The following is a 16,398-nucleotide window of genomic DNA, read 5'->3' on the forward strand; positions in this document are numbered from 1 at the left end:
CGGAGAATACAACGCGTTGAGACGATTGACACCCTGTACTCTCCAGTGCCTTTCTCAGCGGATATTAAGGCAATTCACGCTATCTGTCATCTCTGCAGGTCAGAACAGATTTCTATGCCCATTAGTCGAGGAGAGGATAACATGATGGTCATGAGTTCAGGCCCCGCGAGCACTTCGAGCGCATCACATCGACGAAAAATTGTTCCCTACGTGGTGGTTTCCGTCGTAGCTGTAGTGATTGCCGCTACGTCGTGGGTATTGGCATTCCGCAGCCAACCGGCCAGTTATCCGGTCCCCTGTTCCCTCCCCGCAGCTGGCACCCCTGTTTCCTCCACCACGCTAATCGGAGAACACGTCGTTCCACCGTCGGATGTTCATGTGCGCGTCTATAACGCCAACGGCAAAGTCGGCCAGGCTACAACCGTCGCCGAACAATTGCGGCAACTCGATTTTGTTCTCGATGAGCAGGTTCCCTACGGCAACGACCCTATTGTGGAAAACCAAGACCTCGGCTGCTTCGGCCAGCTGCGTTATGGCGAGCAGTTCAATGGCCACGCCGCAGCGCTTCACGCTCTTTTCCCCTGTTTTGAGCTCATCCACGATGGTCGGCCGGATGCAACCGTCGATGTGTCGTTGGGTAAGGGGTTTAAGGACCTCGAAGTAGTCAGCCAGGTTGAGGAAACGTTGTCCGCATTGAACCGTGGAGAACAAGCCGATCTAGAGGGGTTAAGCTCATTAAGCTCGAGCACCTGTTCCTAGACAGACGCCACTAATTCCTAGCCTTCGCGGTCGCACCATCCAATGCTTCGAAGAACGCATCGGCAACTTCAGGATTCGCCGCACCGACACCGAAGTCGAGCGGGTCTCCCTCCGGCCGGCCAGCAGCGTTGGCACACTGCGTGAATTCCGGGACCCTAATTCTTGCGCCTGCTTCAGCCGCAATCAGAGCACCTGCTGCATAGTCCCAAATCTTGATGTCGTGTTCGTAATACGCATCAACACGGCCGTGCGCCACCATGCACAAATCAAGCGCCGCCGATCCCATGCGCCGAATATCTCGACACTCCCCCAACAACTGCGACGCTATCCGCCCCTGCACCTGCCGGAGATTAGCGGAATAGCTGAATCCTGTTGCCACAAGTGTCTTTTCCAGCTCGGCCGTTGGGGAACAACTAAGCGTCTGCACAGTGCCGTCCCGCCGAGAAACCTGAGCGCCCTCTCCCTTTGCTGCACTGTAAATCTCTCCCGAGGACACATTTGCCACTGCACCCGCCACGACCTCATCGCCTACGGCGCAGGCGATACTCACAGCAAAGTTGGGCAATCCGTAAAGGAAATTCACTGTGCCATCGATGGGGTCTACGATCCAGGTCACCGCTTCGGCCGCGTCAGTAGCTTGCGCTTGAGAGCCCGGGCCGTCGTCAAGCCCGCCTTCTTCGCCCAAAATACGGTCGGAGCTGCTAAACGCCTTGATGAGCGAACGAATGAGCTCCTCAGATTCACGGTCGACGACGGTGACCGGGTCAACAGCTGAGGACTTCGTTTCGGAGCTTGCTAAAACGCCATCGGAGCCGAGTTCGACCCGACGACTGGCGATGTGCGCCGCGGCTGCGCGGGCAATAAATACCGCGCGATCGCGCAATTCCCTGACGCTGGGTCGCACAGATCCGGGGCTATTCGGTGCACTAAACCCCCTATTATCTGCCCTGCTAGCGAGTTGTTCGGTGCCACGCGAGTTAATGCTCATGCCCCCATTGTGTCTGTTTCGTACAATTTGAGCTATGGGACAACGAATTGGATTTGGCATCGACGTCGGAGGCTCTGGAATCAAGGGTGGCCGCGTGGACCTTGATACTGGGCAGCTTATTGGCGACCGCATTAAGATTTTCACGCCACAGCCGGCAACCCCGGAGGCGGTTGCGAAGACCATTGCGGAAATTGTGGACATTGCGCAGTGGGATTCCGATGTCGGCATCACGATTCCGTCCGTCGTACAGAATCAGATTGCCTTGCTGGCCGCCAATATTGACGGTTCTTGGGTTAATACGAACTGCCAAGAGCTCTTCGCTAAACATCTGCCCAACAACAAAGCGCACGTGCTTAACGACGCTGACGCTGCCGGCCTCGCTGAAGTCCAGTTTGGCGATCCGGGCAATAAAACTGGCGCCGTGTTGTTGCTAACTTTTGGTACCGGCATCGGCTCCGCGCTTATTCATGACGGATTGCTCTACCCCAATTCGGAGTTAGGCCACCTCGCCATCGATGGCACGGAGGCCGAACACTTTGCATCCGCGAGAATTAAAGATGTGGAGGGGCTCGGCTTCGAAGAGTGGGCTGAGCGCGTGAGCAAGGTGCTTAGGACCTACGAGGCGCTGTTTTGGCCGTCACGGATTATCGTCGGCGGCGGAATCAGCCGCGAACACGAAAAGTGGATTCCGCTGTTGACATGTAAGACTCCAGTTGTCCCGGCAAGTTTGGATAATAATGCGGGTATTGCTGGCGCCGCCTTTGCAGCTGACCAGGGGCTTTACCCTTAAACAGTTTCATTTCTTATATGGGGATTGGTAGCTACGCGTCGGGCGTGACACGTGGTTGAAGCCATGCCCCGTGGCGGCGATTTTCAGAATTGGTTTACAATAAGAAGTTGACTCACGGCAAGGTTGAATAATCAACAGGCTCGAGGAGGATTGGGAAAATCGAATTCAAGCGCACTGTTTCGATGAGGATTTTCACCGATTGCTTCTTCGCTAGGAGCCAGAAAAGCAACACTGATGACCGTGGCACGAAAAGGTCAGCGCTGAATGTTTCCCATTCAGCTAGCTGGCTGCAGACGAAGTAAAGGCGCACCACTGGCGCGTTGAGCTTCTCTCTGACCGAGAGAAGCTGGCGGCGGCTTTGGCGGCGCACACAACGTACATCGTGAAAGGGCGTTCGTGGCAGGCAACGAACTGGGGCAAGCTCAGGACCAATCCACCGGGAGTGGCACCGGTTCAGCTACTCCTGCAAAGAAGGCTGTAAAGAAGGCCATCAAGAAAGCAGTGAAGAAGACCGTGGCAAAGAAGACTGCCGCGAAGAAAACTGCCGCCAAGAAGACGGCTGCCAAAAAGACAGCTGCTACCAAGACTGCGGCGAAAAAGGCGACCGCTAAGAAGGCAGCGGCTAAGAAGACCGTGAAGAAGGCGGCTAAGAAGTCGGTCGCTAAGAAGACCACACGTAAGGCCGCCGCCAAGAAGGCAACTAAGCGGACAACGGCTGCGAAGGCCACTGCGGCCAAGGCTGCTGCAGCGAAGGCGAAGGACGCGCAGGCTCTCGACGCAACTGAGAACGAAGAGCTCGAGGACGAGGAACTCGATCACGACTTGGAGCAGGAGCGGGACTACGACCCGGATCTGGATGATGATCTCGAAGACGATGATCTTCACGACGATCTGGATGATGACGACCTCGAAGAAGACGACCTCGACGACGATGAAGAAGAGGACGACGAGGACGAAAACGAAGACGAGGATGAAGAGGACGAGGGCGACGAGGTCTGGAACGAGGACGAGTCCGCTCGTCTGCGTCAGGCCCGCAAGGATGCTGCCCTCACCGCCTCCGCTGACTCTGTCCGCGCCTACCTCAAGCAGATTGGTAAGGTCGCGCTGCTGACTGCCGAGGAAGAGGTCAGTCTGGCTAAGCGCATCGAGGCCGGTCTGTACGCGCAGTACAAGATTGACGAGGCCAAGGAAGCCGGCGAGCGCATCGCTTACGCTCAGAAGCGCGATTTGCGCGAGATTTCTCGCGACGGTCAGCGCGCCAAGAATCACCTACTCGAGGCCAACCTCCGTCTTGTGGTGTCCCTGGCAAAGCGCTACACCGGCCGTGGCATGGCTTTCCTCGACTTGATTCAGGAGGGCAACCTCGGCCTGATTCGCGCGGTCGAGAAGTTCGACTACACCAAGGGCTACAAGTTCTCCACGTACGCAACGTGGTGGATTCGCCAGGCCATTACTCGTGCAATGGCCGACCAGGCTCGAACCATTCGTATTCCGGTTCACATGGTCGAGGTCATTAATAAGCTCGGCCGTATCCAGCGTGAGCTGCTCCAGGATCTCGGCCGCGAGCCCACTCCGGAAGAGCTCGCTAAGGAAATGGATATCACCGAGGAAAAGGTTCTCGAGATTCAGCAGTACGCTCGTGAACCCATTTCGCTAGACCAGACCATCGGTGACGAGGGCGACTCCCAGCTCGGTGACTTCATTGAGGACTCCGAGGCAGTCATCGCCGTGGACGCCGTGAGCTTCACGCTCCTCCAGGATCAGCTTGGCGACGTTCTGGAGACTCTCTCCGAACGTGAAGCCGGTGTCGTCCGTCTGCGCTTCGGCCTTACCGACGGCATGCCACGTACTCTTGACGAGATTGGCCAGGTCTACGGTGTGACACGCGAGCGCATCCGTCAGATTGAGTCCAAGACGATGTCCAAGCTACGTCACCCATCGCGTTCGCAGGTTCTGCGTGACTACTTGGAGTAAAGCTTTAACCTGGAGTCGTAATTGGGCTAACTGCTAAGCCCAGAAAATTGGGCTTGGATAAGGTTGCGCCCCTTATTCGAGCCCGATTTTTTTCTTCGGGAGCTTGGCTAGCGAGTTAGCGACTGCGTTTATGACAAAATGGCCCACAAAAATGGCCTGAAAGTGTCATAAACTCCGACAGTTTCACATTTGCAGCGCGTAATATCTACGGTTGTCAATTTTGGGACTAGCTGCCATGTGCACAAATCTACTGCCGGACTGAACGGCGTAGGGCCAGCTGGAGGCAAAAGCAAAACCCCGAACCACCAAGGTGGAACGGGGCGAAGGAGCATCTAAGCAACGCTAGGCGAAGCAGTCCGCTGGCGGTCCAGCAAACTGGACCACCATCCAATACCGGCTACTACATACCCAGCTAGTACACGACGCCGAATACCCACTGCAGCAGCGTCAGCGAAGCCACAGAAATCACAATCAGCGCAACGATGTTCAGCCAAACACCGGTCTTGACCATGTTGTCCATGCTGACGTAGCCGGAGCCGTAGGCGATGGCGTTCGGCGGTGTTGCAACCGGCATCATGAACGCCGAAGTAGCCGCCAGTGCAACTGGAACAGCGAAGATCATCTGGTCGTGGCCCAAGCCGATTGCCATCGCACCAACCAGCGGCAGGAAGGTCGCGGCCGTCGCGGTGTTAGACGTGAACTCGGTCAGGAACAGCACAACCGCGCCGACGACAACCACGAGTGCCGCCACTGGCATCCAGCCGAGGGTAGACAGCTGCTCGCCAATCCAGTCCGACAGCCCAGAGGCACCGAACTGCGAGGACAGCGCCAGGCCACCACCGAACAGCAGCAGCACACCCCACGGCAGCTCCAACGCATTTTCCCAGCGCATGAGCTTCACGCCATCAGGGCCACCCGGAATCAGGAACAGTGCAATACCTACCGTCATCGCGATTACCGCATCGGCAATCTTGGTGTCTGGCAGCAGCACCGGAACAAAGACCCACGCCAGCGCAGCCGCGATAAACACCATGAGCACGCGACGCTCACCCGCCGACATACGGCCGAGACGCTTCAGCTCGTCACGCATGAGTTCGCGTCCGCCTGGAATATGCGCAATCTCCGGCTTAAACAGAACACTTGTCAGCAGGAACCATGCACAGAGCATGAGCACAACCGCCACCGGGACACCCAGCAGCATCCACTGGCCAAACCCAATGTTGACACCCTGCTCCGCCATGTAGGCCGCCAGCATCGCGTTCGGCGGAGTACCAATAATCGTTCCCAACGAACCAATCGATGCCGCGTAAGCGATACCCAGCATCAGCGCGATACCGAAGTTCGACTTTGGCATCGGGTCGTAACTTGACGACGACTCCTCCGCCTCCTCCAGCGCATCCCCACCAGGGGTTTCGGCGACCGATTCACTCGCAGATCCCGCATCCTCTGCAGCAACTTTCTCATCGTGCAGCATTCGGACAATCAGGCTCAGCACGGACACACCGATTGGCAGCATCATCACGGCCGTGGCCGTGTTGGATACCCACATCGACAGGAAGCCAGTAGCCACCATGAAGCCTAGAATCAGCATCTTTGGTGACGACCCCATGAGCACCAGGACCCACAATGCGACACGCTTGTGTAGGTTCCAACGCTGCATCGCCAGTGCCAACAGGAAGCCGCCCATAAAGAGGAAGATGGTCGGGTCTGTGTACTTGCCCGAGAAATCCTTAATCTCCGCGAGGTTGAGAATCGGGAATAGCGCCAGCGGCAGCAGAGCCGTAACGGCAATCGGGATAGCCTCGGACATCCACCACACGGCCATAAGCACTGCTACACCTGCGGTTGCACGCAGGTTGTGATCGAGCTCAGCCGGCATAAAGAAGTACACGAGCAAGGACAGGATGATACCGAGTCCTAGACCGGTGCGCTTACGGAAAAGCTCCCGGCTGAGGTAACCACGGTCTTGTTGGCCAGGTGACAGTTCCGGGGAGTTGTCGCGCGTAGATGTCGCTGCCACGATTCACGCTCCTATTTAATAATCAGCAGACATCCTGTATTGCACGCATGTTCAAACGTTTACCGCATGTAGGGGATGCCAAATGTGGGTACTTTCTGACACCAATATCATTACCAACACTCGGCCAAATATGAGATTTCACTAAGAAACCCCCGGCCGAAACTGCAGGCAGTTGGACTTCGGGGGTGGATTACGGGGTTAGCTCATTTCCTCATTGCGCATCTGGCATTAACCGAAAACTCCGGGCACAAAGTAACACCGCCATTGACTTCGCGTCCGAACTCACTCCGATTGCTTCTTTGGCTGGTCAGTCCCCATCTGATTGGAGATGCACTCGGCATACTCTCCAGAGGTACGCTCGAATTTCTCGCACTTCGACATCGCGTCTGATGTCGACCAGTACAGCATCAGCGACACCACGGCGGCTGCAATACCCGTCACAATGCCGACAACGCCCAATCCGAACGAACCGCTGATGACCGCGTCTTCCCCAGCAGCCTGCACGCGTTTCTTCGCGCTCAACGCCTTCGCCATCGCGATGATGCCCAGAACAATGCCAAAGACACCGAGGATGCCACCAACGATTATCCAGGACATCAAGAGTCCGCCGACACCAAAGATCAGTGCCAGCACGCCAATAGTCCGACTGTCATTGCCTGGTACAGCCGACAAACCACCGCCGGTCAATTCCGACGGCCTCGACTTATCACTGCTTGCCGACATTCTTCTCTCCACCATAGATTGCTCAGTTCGCTTGAAACCCTACCAATTACGCAGGTAGCTAATGCGATCGCGCAACTGCTCCTCCGTACACAGCGCAGTCGGCGGGCCACCACAGGCGCGCCGAACCTCGTTATGCACCTGACCATGTGGCTTACCGGTTCGCGCCGCCGTCATCGACACCAGCGTATTGAGTTCCTTCCGCAACTTCGGCAACACCTCACTGGCCACCTTCTGCGGCCTCGGGTACGCCGATCCCTCAATGCGGTGGACCGCGCCGCCTTCGCCTCCGCTTGACGACGATTCCCTCGCCTCCTCGCGGGCTTCCTTCTCTCGGGCACTGGCGGCTTTAAGCTGTTCATCCTGCCGCTGACGCAGCAAGAGTCGCATTTGCTCAGCGTCGAGAAGCCCGGGCAAGCCAAGGTAGTCAGCTTCTTCAGCGGAACCGGCAACGGTTGCGGTGCCGTAGGAGGAACCGTCGTAGATCAGGTAGTCGAGTTCAGCATCCGCGCCAATGGATTCGTAGGCCGGCAGCAGTTCGTCGGGCTCATCCTTACGCCGGTTAGCTTCGGCGACCAAGTCATCTTCCCAGCCCTCCGAAGGCCGATCCGGTTTACCGAGCACGTGGTTGCGCTGCACCTCCATCTGCGAGGCCAAGTCGAGCAGCACAGGAATCGACGGCAAGAAGACGGACGCAGTCTCCCCCGGCATGCGGCTTCGCACGAATCGTCCGATAGCCTGCGCGAAGAATAGCGGAGTCGAGGAACTAGTCGCATACACGCCGACCGCCAACCTTGGCACGTCCACGCCTTCGGAGACCATTCGCACAGCCACCATCCACTCGTCGGTGGACTCGGAGAAGGTCTTAATGCGTTCCGACGAGCCAGGCTCATCCGAAAGCACCAACGCCACCGGTGTGGAGGCAATCTGCTCGAGAATGCGCTTGTACGCACGGGCAGTTGCCGCATCGGAGGCGATAACCAGGCCACCGGCATCGGGAATATGCTGCCTCATCTGCGAGAGCCGGGTATGCGCTGCCCGCAGCACCGACGGCATCCACTCGCCCTTTGGGTCAAGCGCGGTGCGCCAAGCTCGAGTGGTCTCCTCTGGGCTCATCACGGTACCCAGACGCGCAGCGAACTCATCACCCGCGCTATCACGCCAGCGAGCTTCACCGGAGTAAGCCAAAAAGACCACTGGGCGCACGACGCCGTCGGCAAGCGCATTGGAATAGCCGTACGTGTAGTCAGCGACGGAGCGCGAGTAACCATCGCCATCCGGCGAGTAGCGAACAAACGGAATTGCCGCGTCATCGGAGCGGAACGGCGTACCAGTTAAGCACAGGCGGCGTTCGACATCACCGTAGGCCTCAGAAATGCCGTCGCCCCAACTCTTGGCATCACCGCCGTGGTGTACCTCGTCCAGAATCACCAATGTCGGCCGAGCGGTGGCTACGGCATGGTGCTTAAACGGATGCACTGCGACTTGGGCGTAGGTCACAACAATTCCCTGGTAGGAAGGGTTTACCACACCCTTGGCGTTGGAGAACTTGGGATCCAACGCAATCCCCGAACGAGCAGCAGAGGCAGCCCACTGTACCTTCAGGTGCTCAGTAGGCACTACGACGATAATGCGCTCGACAATCCGCCGCGACAGCAACTCACTGGCGATACGCAGAGCGAAGGTCGTCTTACCTGCGCCCGGTGTCGCCACTGCAAGGAAGTCCTTGGGGTTAGTCGCCAGGTATTTGTCGAGGGCCTCCTGCTGCCATTTACGAAGCCCGCTCACTTGCGACGCAGGGACTTGTAAATCCGCTCGCAGTCAGGGCATACCGGTGAACCCGGCTTCGCCGACTTCTTCACTGGGAAGGTTTCACCGCACAGAGCAACGACGTAGGAGCCGTTGACCGCGGAGTTCACGATCTGGTCCTTCTTGACGTAATGGAAGAACTTCGGAGTGTCGTCCCTCGTCGACTCATCGACGCGGGTATCGGTGCGTTCAATCGTCTTTGTCGTCTTCAATGGAGTGCTCACAGATTCCAATTGTGCCCCATTGGTCAAATTATGCCTAGCGCCCCAGGTGCTTGCCGCTGCTGACTGCTACCTTCCACAGCCATCCACAACACCGCTGCGACTACGCGAGCATGCAGCTGCAACGGGCATAGCTAGTTGAGACACCCCCACGCCACAGGCGTATGCTAGGCAACCATGGCGCGAATCAATGACCGTCGCGACTCCGCGCTGCCGAAACGCGGAAGTTCCCGGCGACGCAAGAAAGACGCGGCGTTGATTACCGACGCCCGCGGCTCAAGGATTCGCAACTACGACCACCGCCGCCACGTCTACGCGGCCCTGCAATGGTCTCGCATTCCATTGCTACTTCTTTCCGGCGCTTTTTACCTGTGGTGGGATGTGCCGTGGATTGCGGCGATTCTCATGGTCGTCTCCGTACCCATGCCGTGGATCGCGGTTGTCATCGCCAATGGCGTTGGCGAACCCGCTGACAAGCGCAACCCGCGCGTCTACAAGCCAGGAGTTGTACGCGAGCAAAACCGCAAATGGGAGGAACAACAGCGCCAGCGCGCCCTCAAGGAAGCGGAGATGCGCGCGCTCGGTTCTGCTGCCAGTACCGAAGACACCGACGCACCGCCGCGGTCCGGTAACGAGACCACCTCAAATCCCTTCGATGACGCAAATGTCATCGATATGCCGGAAGACGACGATCCGTCGTCAAGCTCCCCTAACTAGCCCCTCCGCCCCGCTTTACGACGAAGGTAGTGCCTACGATGACCTTTTCCCCCTCCACCTTCACCCCACCGACTGATCAGCAGCTTCGTGCTTTTGTCGACTGTGCAGAGGAATTCGCCACCGCACTTAGGCGCCTTGAGTTTTCCAGCGAGTCACTGCGTCGAGTCCTAGGAGCCGAGGGGTTAGCCGCGCTGGACCGCGGTGAGCCCGGCGTTGTCGATGCTCTGCTTACCGAGACGGACGGCGTTTCTGCGGATACTGTGACCGCGTTGCGTCTTCTCATCCTGGGCGATTTCGCCGACGCAGAGCAGCTATTTGGAGCTGAGCTGACAGTCAAGTTGCTGGACAGCGGCATACTTGCCGGCACCGCCAGCAACGCACAGGTGTGTATCGATGTGCGCCCGGTCGAGATTGCGGGAGTCGACCGTATTATCTTTTCCGACCGCGACGCCTCTATGAACGATCACGTTCCTGGACCCGATCATGTCCTAGGCGTAGGGCGGGCTTCCCGCTCTCTCCTCGATATTTCGTCGACCTCGGCGGTGGAATCCGTACTCGATCTCGGTGCCGGTTGTGGCATCCAGAGCCTTGCCCAACCTGATGCAAAGTCGATTGTCGCGACAGACATTCACCCCCGCGCGCTGTTTTTTGCCCGCGCTACTTTCGCAGCTAATGGCTTCGACCAAGCGCAGGCTCTCGAAGGTTCGTGGTTTGAACCGGTTGCAGGCCAGAAGTTTGACCGCATTGTGGCCAACCCGCCGTTCGTCGTAGGACTGCCAAGTGTGGAACATGTTTACCGTGACTCAGGACTGAATCTGGACGGTGCCACCGAGCTTATGATCCGCGGTCTGGCCGACCATCTCACCGACGGCGGCACGGCGCATCTACTCGGCGCTTGGGCCCATATCGAGGGCGAGAGTTGGCAACAGCGCATCGCTTCTTGGCTCCCTGCTGAGGGCCTCGAGGTGTGGGTAACGCAACGGGATCTCGCTACGCCGGCGGAATACATTGGCACCTGGCTTCGAGACGAGTCCATCGACCCCCGCAGCCCAGAGGGGTGCGAGCGCTCTCGTGCCTGGCTGGAGCACTTTCGCAACAGCGGCGTGACAGGCATCGGGTTCGGCTACATCACAGTCCAACGCATCAACGGCCCGACTTCCGCCGTGTGCGAGGAAATGCCGCAGCCTTTGGCCGCTCCCTTCGCCGCCGAAGCCGAGGAGTATCTCGGCCGCGCCGAATGGCTTCGTGCACAAACTGCCGACACCATCCTCGAAGCTTCCTTTACCGTGCGCCCCGGTGTCGCCATCGAACGCGTTTCGCTTGCCGACGTCGAAAGCGGCCAGGGCTTCACTGAGTTCGATACGCGCCTCTCACGCACCGATGGCCCCGCCTGGACACACTCAATCGATGAGTCCGTGGCAACCATTCTGGGTGCGCTGCATCCCGAAGCTGCTCTGGGCTCAGTCATCGACATCATGGCAATGTTTGGAGCCTTCGATGAGTCCGACGTACCTGCCATCAAAGACGCCCTAGTTCCCATTGTCGTTGACCTGGTTCGCCATGGTCTGATTCTCCCCACCGAGCTCTTGGAGGATAAACAGTAAATGAAAGCCGTTCTCACCCGAGTTAAATCCGCGTCAGTCACTGTCGACGGTTCCGTTGTTGGGCACGTTGACGGAGGCGATACTGGTGCCATTTTGGCGCTCGTAGGCGTTGGCCGCGAGGACTCTGCTGATGCTTGGGAAACGATGGCCCGCAAGATCGCGGAGCTGCGCATCCTGGATGGCGAACTCAGCGCTGTCGATGCTGGCGCCCAGGTGCTCGTCGTTAGCCAATTCACGTTGATGGGGGCGACAAAGAAGGGACGGCGGCCGTCGTGGGTAGACGCGGCTCCGGGCCCAGAGGCCGAACCCGTCATTGAAAAAATTGTCGAGAACTTGCGCAATCGTGGCTTGACGGTCGAAACAGGACAATTTGGGGCAATGATGGAGGTGACATCAGTCAACGATGGCCCCTTTACAGTTCTTGTGGAATGCTAGTGACGGTAGTTTTTCTTAACATTATATTTGCATGGCAAAATTACCCTATTGACATTCATCACCTTTCACGGGAACATTTTCGTAACTCCGTGCGTTGTAGTTATTGAGTCCACTTAAAAATCCAGGAGGCAGATTCATGAAGAGTGCCGATATTCAAAATGACGAACTGGAAGGTCAGACAAGGGACAAGGGGCGCCGCACCGGCAATAACTCCAACCCGTCCGCCGATTTGGTTCGTGTGTATTTGAACGGCATCGGAAAGACTGCTCTTCTCAGCGCTGAAGAAGAGGTGGAACTTTCTAAGCGCATTGAAGCCGGTGTATACGCCGAGCATTTGCTGCAGACCGGCGCAAAAATGACCCGTGCAAAGAAGCGTGATGTCAAGATTTTGGCGAAGGAAGGTAAGGCCGCACGCGCCCACCTACTCGAAGCCAATCTCCGTCTTGTGGTCTCGCTGGCGAAGCGCTACACCAACCGCGGTATGCCGCTGCTGGATCTAATCCAGGAGGGCAACTTGGGCCTCATCCGCGCCATGGAAAAGTTCGACTACACCAAGGGCTTCAAGTTCTCCACATACGCAACGTGGTGGATTCGCCAGGCTATTACCCGCGGTATGGCTGATCAGTCGCGTACTATTCGCCTCCCTGTCCATTTGGTTGAGCAGGTCAACAAGATTTCTCGTATCAAGCGTGAGCTCTACCAGCAGCTCGGCCGTGAGGCTACGAATGAGGAATTGGCAGAGGAATCCGGCATTCCAGAAGCCAAGATTGAGATGCTGCTGCGTCAGTCCCGCGATCCGGTGAGCTTGGACATGCCAGTGGGCACTGACGAGGAAGCTCCCCTGGGAGACTTCATCGAGGACTCAGAGGCAACTGATGCTGAGGAAGCAGTTGTCGCTTCCCTGCGTCACCACGATGTCCGCAAGGTTCTGTCCACTCTCGAGATTCGAGAGCAGGAAGTTATTAAGCTCCGCTACGGTCTCGACGATGGCCTACCCCGCACGCTGGATCAGATTGGCCGCCACTTCGGCCTGTCTCGCGAGCGCGTCCGCCAGATTGAGCGGGAAGTTATGTCCAAGCTGCGCGAGGGAGACCGTGCTGACAAGCTGCGTGAGTACGCAAGCTAACGCCGCATGGCGGTGACATCGATAGGGTTCCCAATTTCAGCCCTGAGATAGAGCTGGACTGCAATGCCGACCCCCGTGCGGGAGTTTCATCCACACTGGCGGTCGGCGTTTTCGACTGCAAGTCGAACTTTCGACATCGCGTACGCTCCCTTACATCTCAGCAGCGCCCACCGAACCAAGCTTTTCGCTGCCTAATCAGCACCACAGCCACTGGATTTGCGAGCCCTAACATCTTTCTTACGCAAATGTGGTTATCCTAATACTTGAGTGAAAACTTTTAAGACTGCGTTATCGGAGGAAAACCGTGAGGGATTTGGTTGACACCACGGAAATGTACTTACGTACGATTTTCGAACTCGAAGAAGAGGGCATCATTCCTTTGCGTGCTCGCATTGCCGAACGCCTTGAGCAGTCGGGGCCGACCGTTAGCCAAACCGTTGCGCGCATGGAGCGCGATGGCCTTCTTGTAGTTGCCCCAGATCGCAGCTTGCAGCTTTCCGACGAGGGCCGCAGGCTGGCCACAGCTGTCATGCGTAAGCACCGCCTAGCTGAGCGCCTACTTACGGATGTCATTGGCCTCGAATGGGACAAGGTTCACGATGAAGCCTGCCGCTGGGAGCACGTAATGAGTGACGAGGTTGAGCGCAAACTTCTCGACGTGCTCGACTCTTACACACGCTCCCCATTCGGCAACCCGATTCCCGGTTTGGAAGACCTCGGTGGAACTCAGTCACCAAAGCCGTTAGAGAACGTTCGCCGGCTCTCCGACCTAAACCCCGGTGAGTACACGATTGAAATCGTCCAGATTAACGAAATCCTGCAGGTCGAGCAGAGCTACATGAAGCGTCTCCACAAGGCCGGAATTATGCCGGGTACTGAAGCACTTGCCGAGGTTGCCGCTGGCCGCGTGACTCTTGCCCGCGGTGATCATTCTCTTGACATTCCGGATACTCTGTCTCACGCGATCATGGTGATTACCAAATGAAACTCCTAGTCACTGGTGGCGCCGGCTACGTCGGTAGCGTTTGCTCGGCAGTATTGATTTCTCTTGGCCACGACGTCACCATTCTGGACAACTTCTCTGTTGGCAACCGTGATGCGGTACCGGAGGGCGCAACCCTAGTCGAAGGTGATGTGGCGGACAAGGCCTACGAGGTTCTGTCCTCCGACAGCTTCGACGGTGTCGTTCATTTCGCTGCGAAATCGCTTGTTGGCGAGTCCGTCGAAGTTCCTTCCGACTACTGGCACAACAATGTGGGCCAAACCCTGAAGCTACTCGACGCGATGCGTGATACCGGTACGAATAGCTTGGTGTTCTCTTCGACAGCCGCAACCTACGGTGAGCCAGAGAAGACACCAATTACCGAAGACATGCCAACCGCACCGACTAACCCTTACGGTGCCACTAAGCTGGCCATGGACTACGCCATCGCGTCTTACGCCAAGGCATACAACATCGGCGCTACCAGCTTGCGTTACTTCAATGTGGCGGGTGCCTGGGGCGGTTTTGGCGAAAACCGTGAGGTAGAAACTCACCTCATTCCACTGGTACTCCAGGTTGCGCTTGGTCATCGCGACAAGATTATGGTCTTTGGCAATGACTGGCCGACTCCGGACGGCACCGCGGTTCGTGACTACATCCACATCAAAGACCTCGCGGATGCGCACGTATTGGCACTGGAGTCCAACGCGCCGGGTACGCACCGTATCTTTAACCTCGGTTCTGGCGACGGCTTTTCGGTTCGCCAGGTCATCGAGACCTGCCGTAAGGTCACCGGTCACCCGATTCCCGCTGAGGATGCACCGCGCAGAGCCGGTGATCCGGCAACTCTTATTGCCTCTTCCCAGCGTGCCATGGACGAGCTCGGATGGAAGCCCAATCACACGGAGCTGGAAACCATCGTCGCCGATGCATGGGAGTACACCAAGACCCTCGGCGACCGAGCCCACTCGGCGCACCGCTAGGTACGGCAGCACAGCTTGCAGGGTCGCTATTCAATTCGCGGCATTTTCACCTTGTATACCCTGCGCAGTACCTCTTGTGCTGCCCCAAGAATTGTGCCGACGCACCTCGGCACAATTTGATTGGCGACCGCAATTTCCAGCAACTGAGTCAGTGAATGATTCGGTTGCTCCCCCGCTGCCTCATCGAGGGCTGTTTGCGCATAGTTCTCCAGTCCAGCCGCGAACTTTGCGATGGCAAAACACGCTAAAGCGTTTGCACGCAGGCTGCCGCGGTGGACAATTGCGGCCTCGCGCCAGATTTCTCCCATTGCTTGCGCCAACTGCGTAGTGATGAAAATCATGGACATATCGCGCAAGGTAACGTTGGTCAGTGCTGCAGCAATGGCATATCCTGCGTTTTCATCGCGCACCGCCTCATGTGCTTCCATCACACCATCGGCCACGTTTTCGACGGCGGTTTTTAGCATGTCGAAGTGCTCAATGAGCGCGGGATTGTCCGAACCAATTTTGAGCTTCCTCGGCTGCTCAACGGCTATCGCTCGTTCCCGGAGGCGTTCAATCAGAGCCCTGTCTTTACTGTCGCGGAATTGACCACCTCGAAAATAACTGCGGTATTCCTCATAGTTTTTGAAAATCTGTTCTCCCTGCCGAGAGATTAGATTTGCATTCTCGGTCATCAGACTGTCACCGACAATGCCGACAATCTCTCCCTGCTCGTCCGTGACAACTTCCCCCGCAGCAATAGTGGCAACGCCCGCCAAACGCACCTCATGCAGACCGCCTTCTCGCAGCCAGCCTGTAATAGGTGTCGAGTCCTTTTCAATCCCCCAGGATTCGTCGATGATAAACACATCTGCGTGAGTGCAGCCTTCATCGAGCAAGAAGTCCGCAGCTGCCCGCACCAAGTCAGGATTGCTCTCCATCGAGGCCACATCCTTGATCAGCATCGGGCCAGCATGCGCTGTCGGGTCAAACTCGACCTTGCCGTCGATGAAATCTTCGACCTGCTGACGGTACAACGCCGCAATCACTACCTGCCCCCGCGGATAGAATCCAACGATTCCTGGCAGGTTCGTCAGAAAGACACTCGGCTCAATTTCAGGCATCTTTCCTGCACCGAAATTCTTTTTGTTTCCCATTGATTCCTTACCCCTTTTCCCCCATTGGGATAGCTCGACAGCGGACAATCCTCTCGCCATCTGGTGGCTCTCATTGTTATCGAATCCGCAACAGCCTTACTTGTGCGCGACCGGAAGAATCGGCGCATCTG

General features: G+C 57.3%; 15 protein-coding genes. 9 read left to right on the forward strand and 6 right to left on the reverse strand.

Translation table 11 applies throughout. The features are described from left to right. The first annotated feature begins 150 nt into the window (after positions 1 to 150). Entirely contained in the window at positions 151 to 759 is a 609-nt protein-coding gene (locus tag HMPREF2651_RS10820; RefSeq protein WP_158407486.1) for a LytR C-terminal domain-containing protein, read from the forward strand. Positions 760 to 769: 10 nt separating this feature from the next. Here the strand turns inward: HMPREF2651_RS10820 and HMPREF2651_RS07740 are convergent, their stop codons facing one another. Then, positions 770 to 1,663: an inositol monophosphatase family protein gene (locus HMPREF2651_RS07740; protein WP_049181526.1), complete on the reverse strand. Its 894-nt coding sequence runs from the start codon at positions 1,661 to 1,663 to the stop codon at positions 770 to 772. Positions 1,664 to 1,781: 118 nt separating this feature from the next. Here HMPREF2651_RS07740 and ppgK point away from each other — a divergent pair, with 118 nt between their 5' ends. Then, positions 1,782 to 2,537, forward strand: coding sequence for a polyphosphate--glucose phosphotransferase (ppgK, locus tag HMPREF2651_RS07745; RefSeq protein ID WP_049181527.1), 756 nt, complete (start codon positions 1,782 to 1,784; stop codon positions 2,535 to 2,537). Positions 2,538 to 2,933: 396 nt separating this feature from the next. Continuing rightward, a complete protein-coding gene (locus HMPREF2651_RS07755; RefSeq protein WP_049181531.1) occupies positions 2,934 to 4,511 on the forward strand; it encodes an RNA polymerase sigma factor in 1,578 nt (525 codons plus the stop codon). 412 nt (positions 4,512 to 4,923) lie between these two features. Here the strand turns inward: HMPREF2651_RS07755 and HMPREF2651_RS07760 are convergent, their stop codons facing one another. The 4 genes from HMPREF2651_RS07760 to HMPREF2651_RS07775 form a co-directional block, all read right to left on the reverse strand. Then, positions 4,924 to 6,531 (reverse strand): SLC13 family permease, encoded by a 1,608-nt coding sequence (locus HMPREF2651_RS07760; RefSeq protein ID WP_049181532.1) that lies wholly within the window; start codon positions 6,529 to 6,531, stop codon positions 4,924 to 4,926. Positions 6,532 to 6,813: 282 nt separating this feature from the next. Continuing rightward, the gene (locus tag HMPREF2651_RS07765; protein WP_049181533.1) at positions 6,814 to 7,254 is read right to left on the reverse strand and encodes a hypothetical protein; all 441 of its coding nucleotides are present in this window, start codon (positions 7,252 to 7,254) and stop codon (positions 6,814 to 6,816) included. A gap of 39 nt (positions 7,255 to 7,293) precedes the next feature. Further along, positions 7,294 to 9,039 (reverse strand): DEAD/DEAH box helicase, encoded by a 1,746-nt coding sequence (locus HMPREF2651_RS07770; RefSeq protein WP_038628822.1) that lies wholly within the window; start codon positions 9,037 to 9,039, stop codon positions 7,294 to 7,296. Continuing rightward, positions 9,036 to 9,284, reverse strand: coding sequence for a DUF3039 domain-containing protein (locus HMPREF2651_RS07775; RefSeq protein WP_005509477.1), 249 nt, complete (start codon positions 9,282 to 9,284; stop codon positions 9,036 to 9,038). Before HMPREF2651_RS07775 ends, HMPREF2651_RS07770 begins: the two co-directional genes overlap by 4 nt. A 174-nt stretch (positions 9,285 to 9,458) precedes the next feature. Between HMPREF2651_RS07775 and HMPREF2651_RS07780 the strand changes: the two genes are divergently transcribed. From HMPREF2651_RS07780 to galE, 6 genes are all read left to right on the forward strand, one after another. Next, positions 9,459 to 9,998 (forward strand): DUF3099 domain-containing protein, encoded by a 540-nt coding sequence (locus HMPREF2651_RS07780; protein WP_049181535.1) that lies wholly within the window; start codon positions 9,459 to 9,461, stop codon positions 9,996 to 9,998. Positions 9,999 to 10,036: 38 nt separating this feature from the next. Then, entirely contained in the window at positions 10,037 to 11,602 is a 1,566-nt protein-coding gene (locus HMPREF2651_RS07785; RefSeq protein WP_038628818.1) for a DUF7782 domain-containing protein, read from the forward strand. Continuing rightward, positions 11,603 to 12,037, forward strand: a complete 435-nt coding sequence (gene dtd / locus HMPREF2651_RS07790) for a D-aminoacyl-tRNA deacylase (RefSeq protein ID WP_038628816.1) — start codon at positions 11,603 to 11,605, stop codon at positions 12,035 to 12,037. A 136-nt stretch (positions 12,038 to 12,173) separates the two neighbouring features. After that, entirely contained in the window at positions 12,174 to 13,163 is a 990-nt protein-coding gene (locus HMPREF2651_RS07795) for a sigma-70 family RNA polymerase sigma factor (RefSeq protein ID WP_049181537.1), read from the forward strand. Positions 13,164 to 13,467: 304 nt separating this feature from the next. After that, the gene (locus HMPREF2651_RS07800; RefSeq protein ID WP_038628813.1) at positions 13,468 to 14,148 is read left to right on the forward strand and encodes an iron-dependent transcriptional repressor DtxR; all 681 of its coding nucleotides are present in this window, start codon (positions 13,468 to 13,470) and stop codon (positions 14,146 to 14,148) included. Next, a complete protein-coding gene (gene galE / locus HMPREF2651_RS07805; protein WP_070586021.1) occupies positions 14,145 to 15,128 on the forward strand; it encodes a UDP-glucose 4-epimerase GalE in 984 nt (327 codons plus the stop codon). The genes HMPREF2651_RS07800 and galE overlap by 4 nt, the downstream gene beginning before the upstream one ends. A gap of 26 nt (positions 15,129 to 15,154) precedes the next feature. Here the strand turns inward: galE and HMPREF2651_RS07810 are convergent, their stop codons facing one another. Then, positions 15,155 to 16,267, reverse strand: a complete 1,113-nt coding sequence (locus tag HMPREF2651_RS07810; RefSeq protein ID WP_224792282.1) for a DUF4192 domain-containing protein — start codon at positions 16,265 to 16,267, stop codon at positions 15,155 to 15,157. Positions 16,268 to 16,398 lie beyond the last annotated feature (131 nt).

Source organism: Corynebacterium sp. HMSC063A05 (assembly GCF_001809695.1).
Classification (GTDB): Bacteria; Actinomycetota; Actinomycetes; order Mycobacteriales; family Mycobacteriaceae; genus Corynebacterium; species Corynebacterium amycolatum.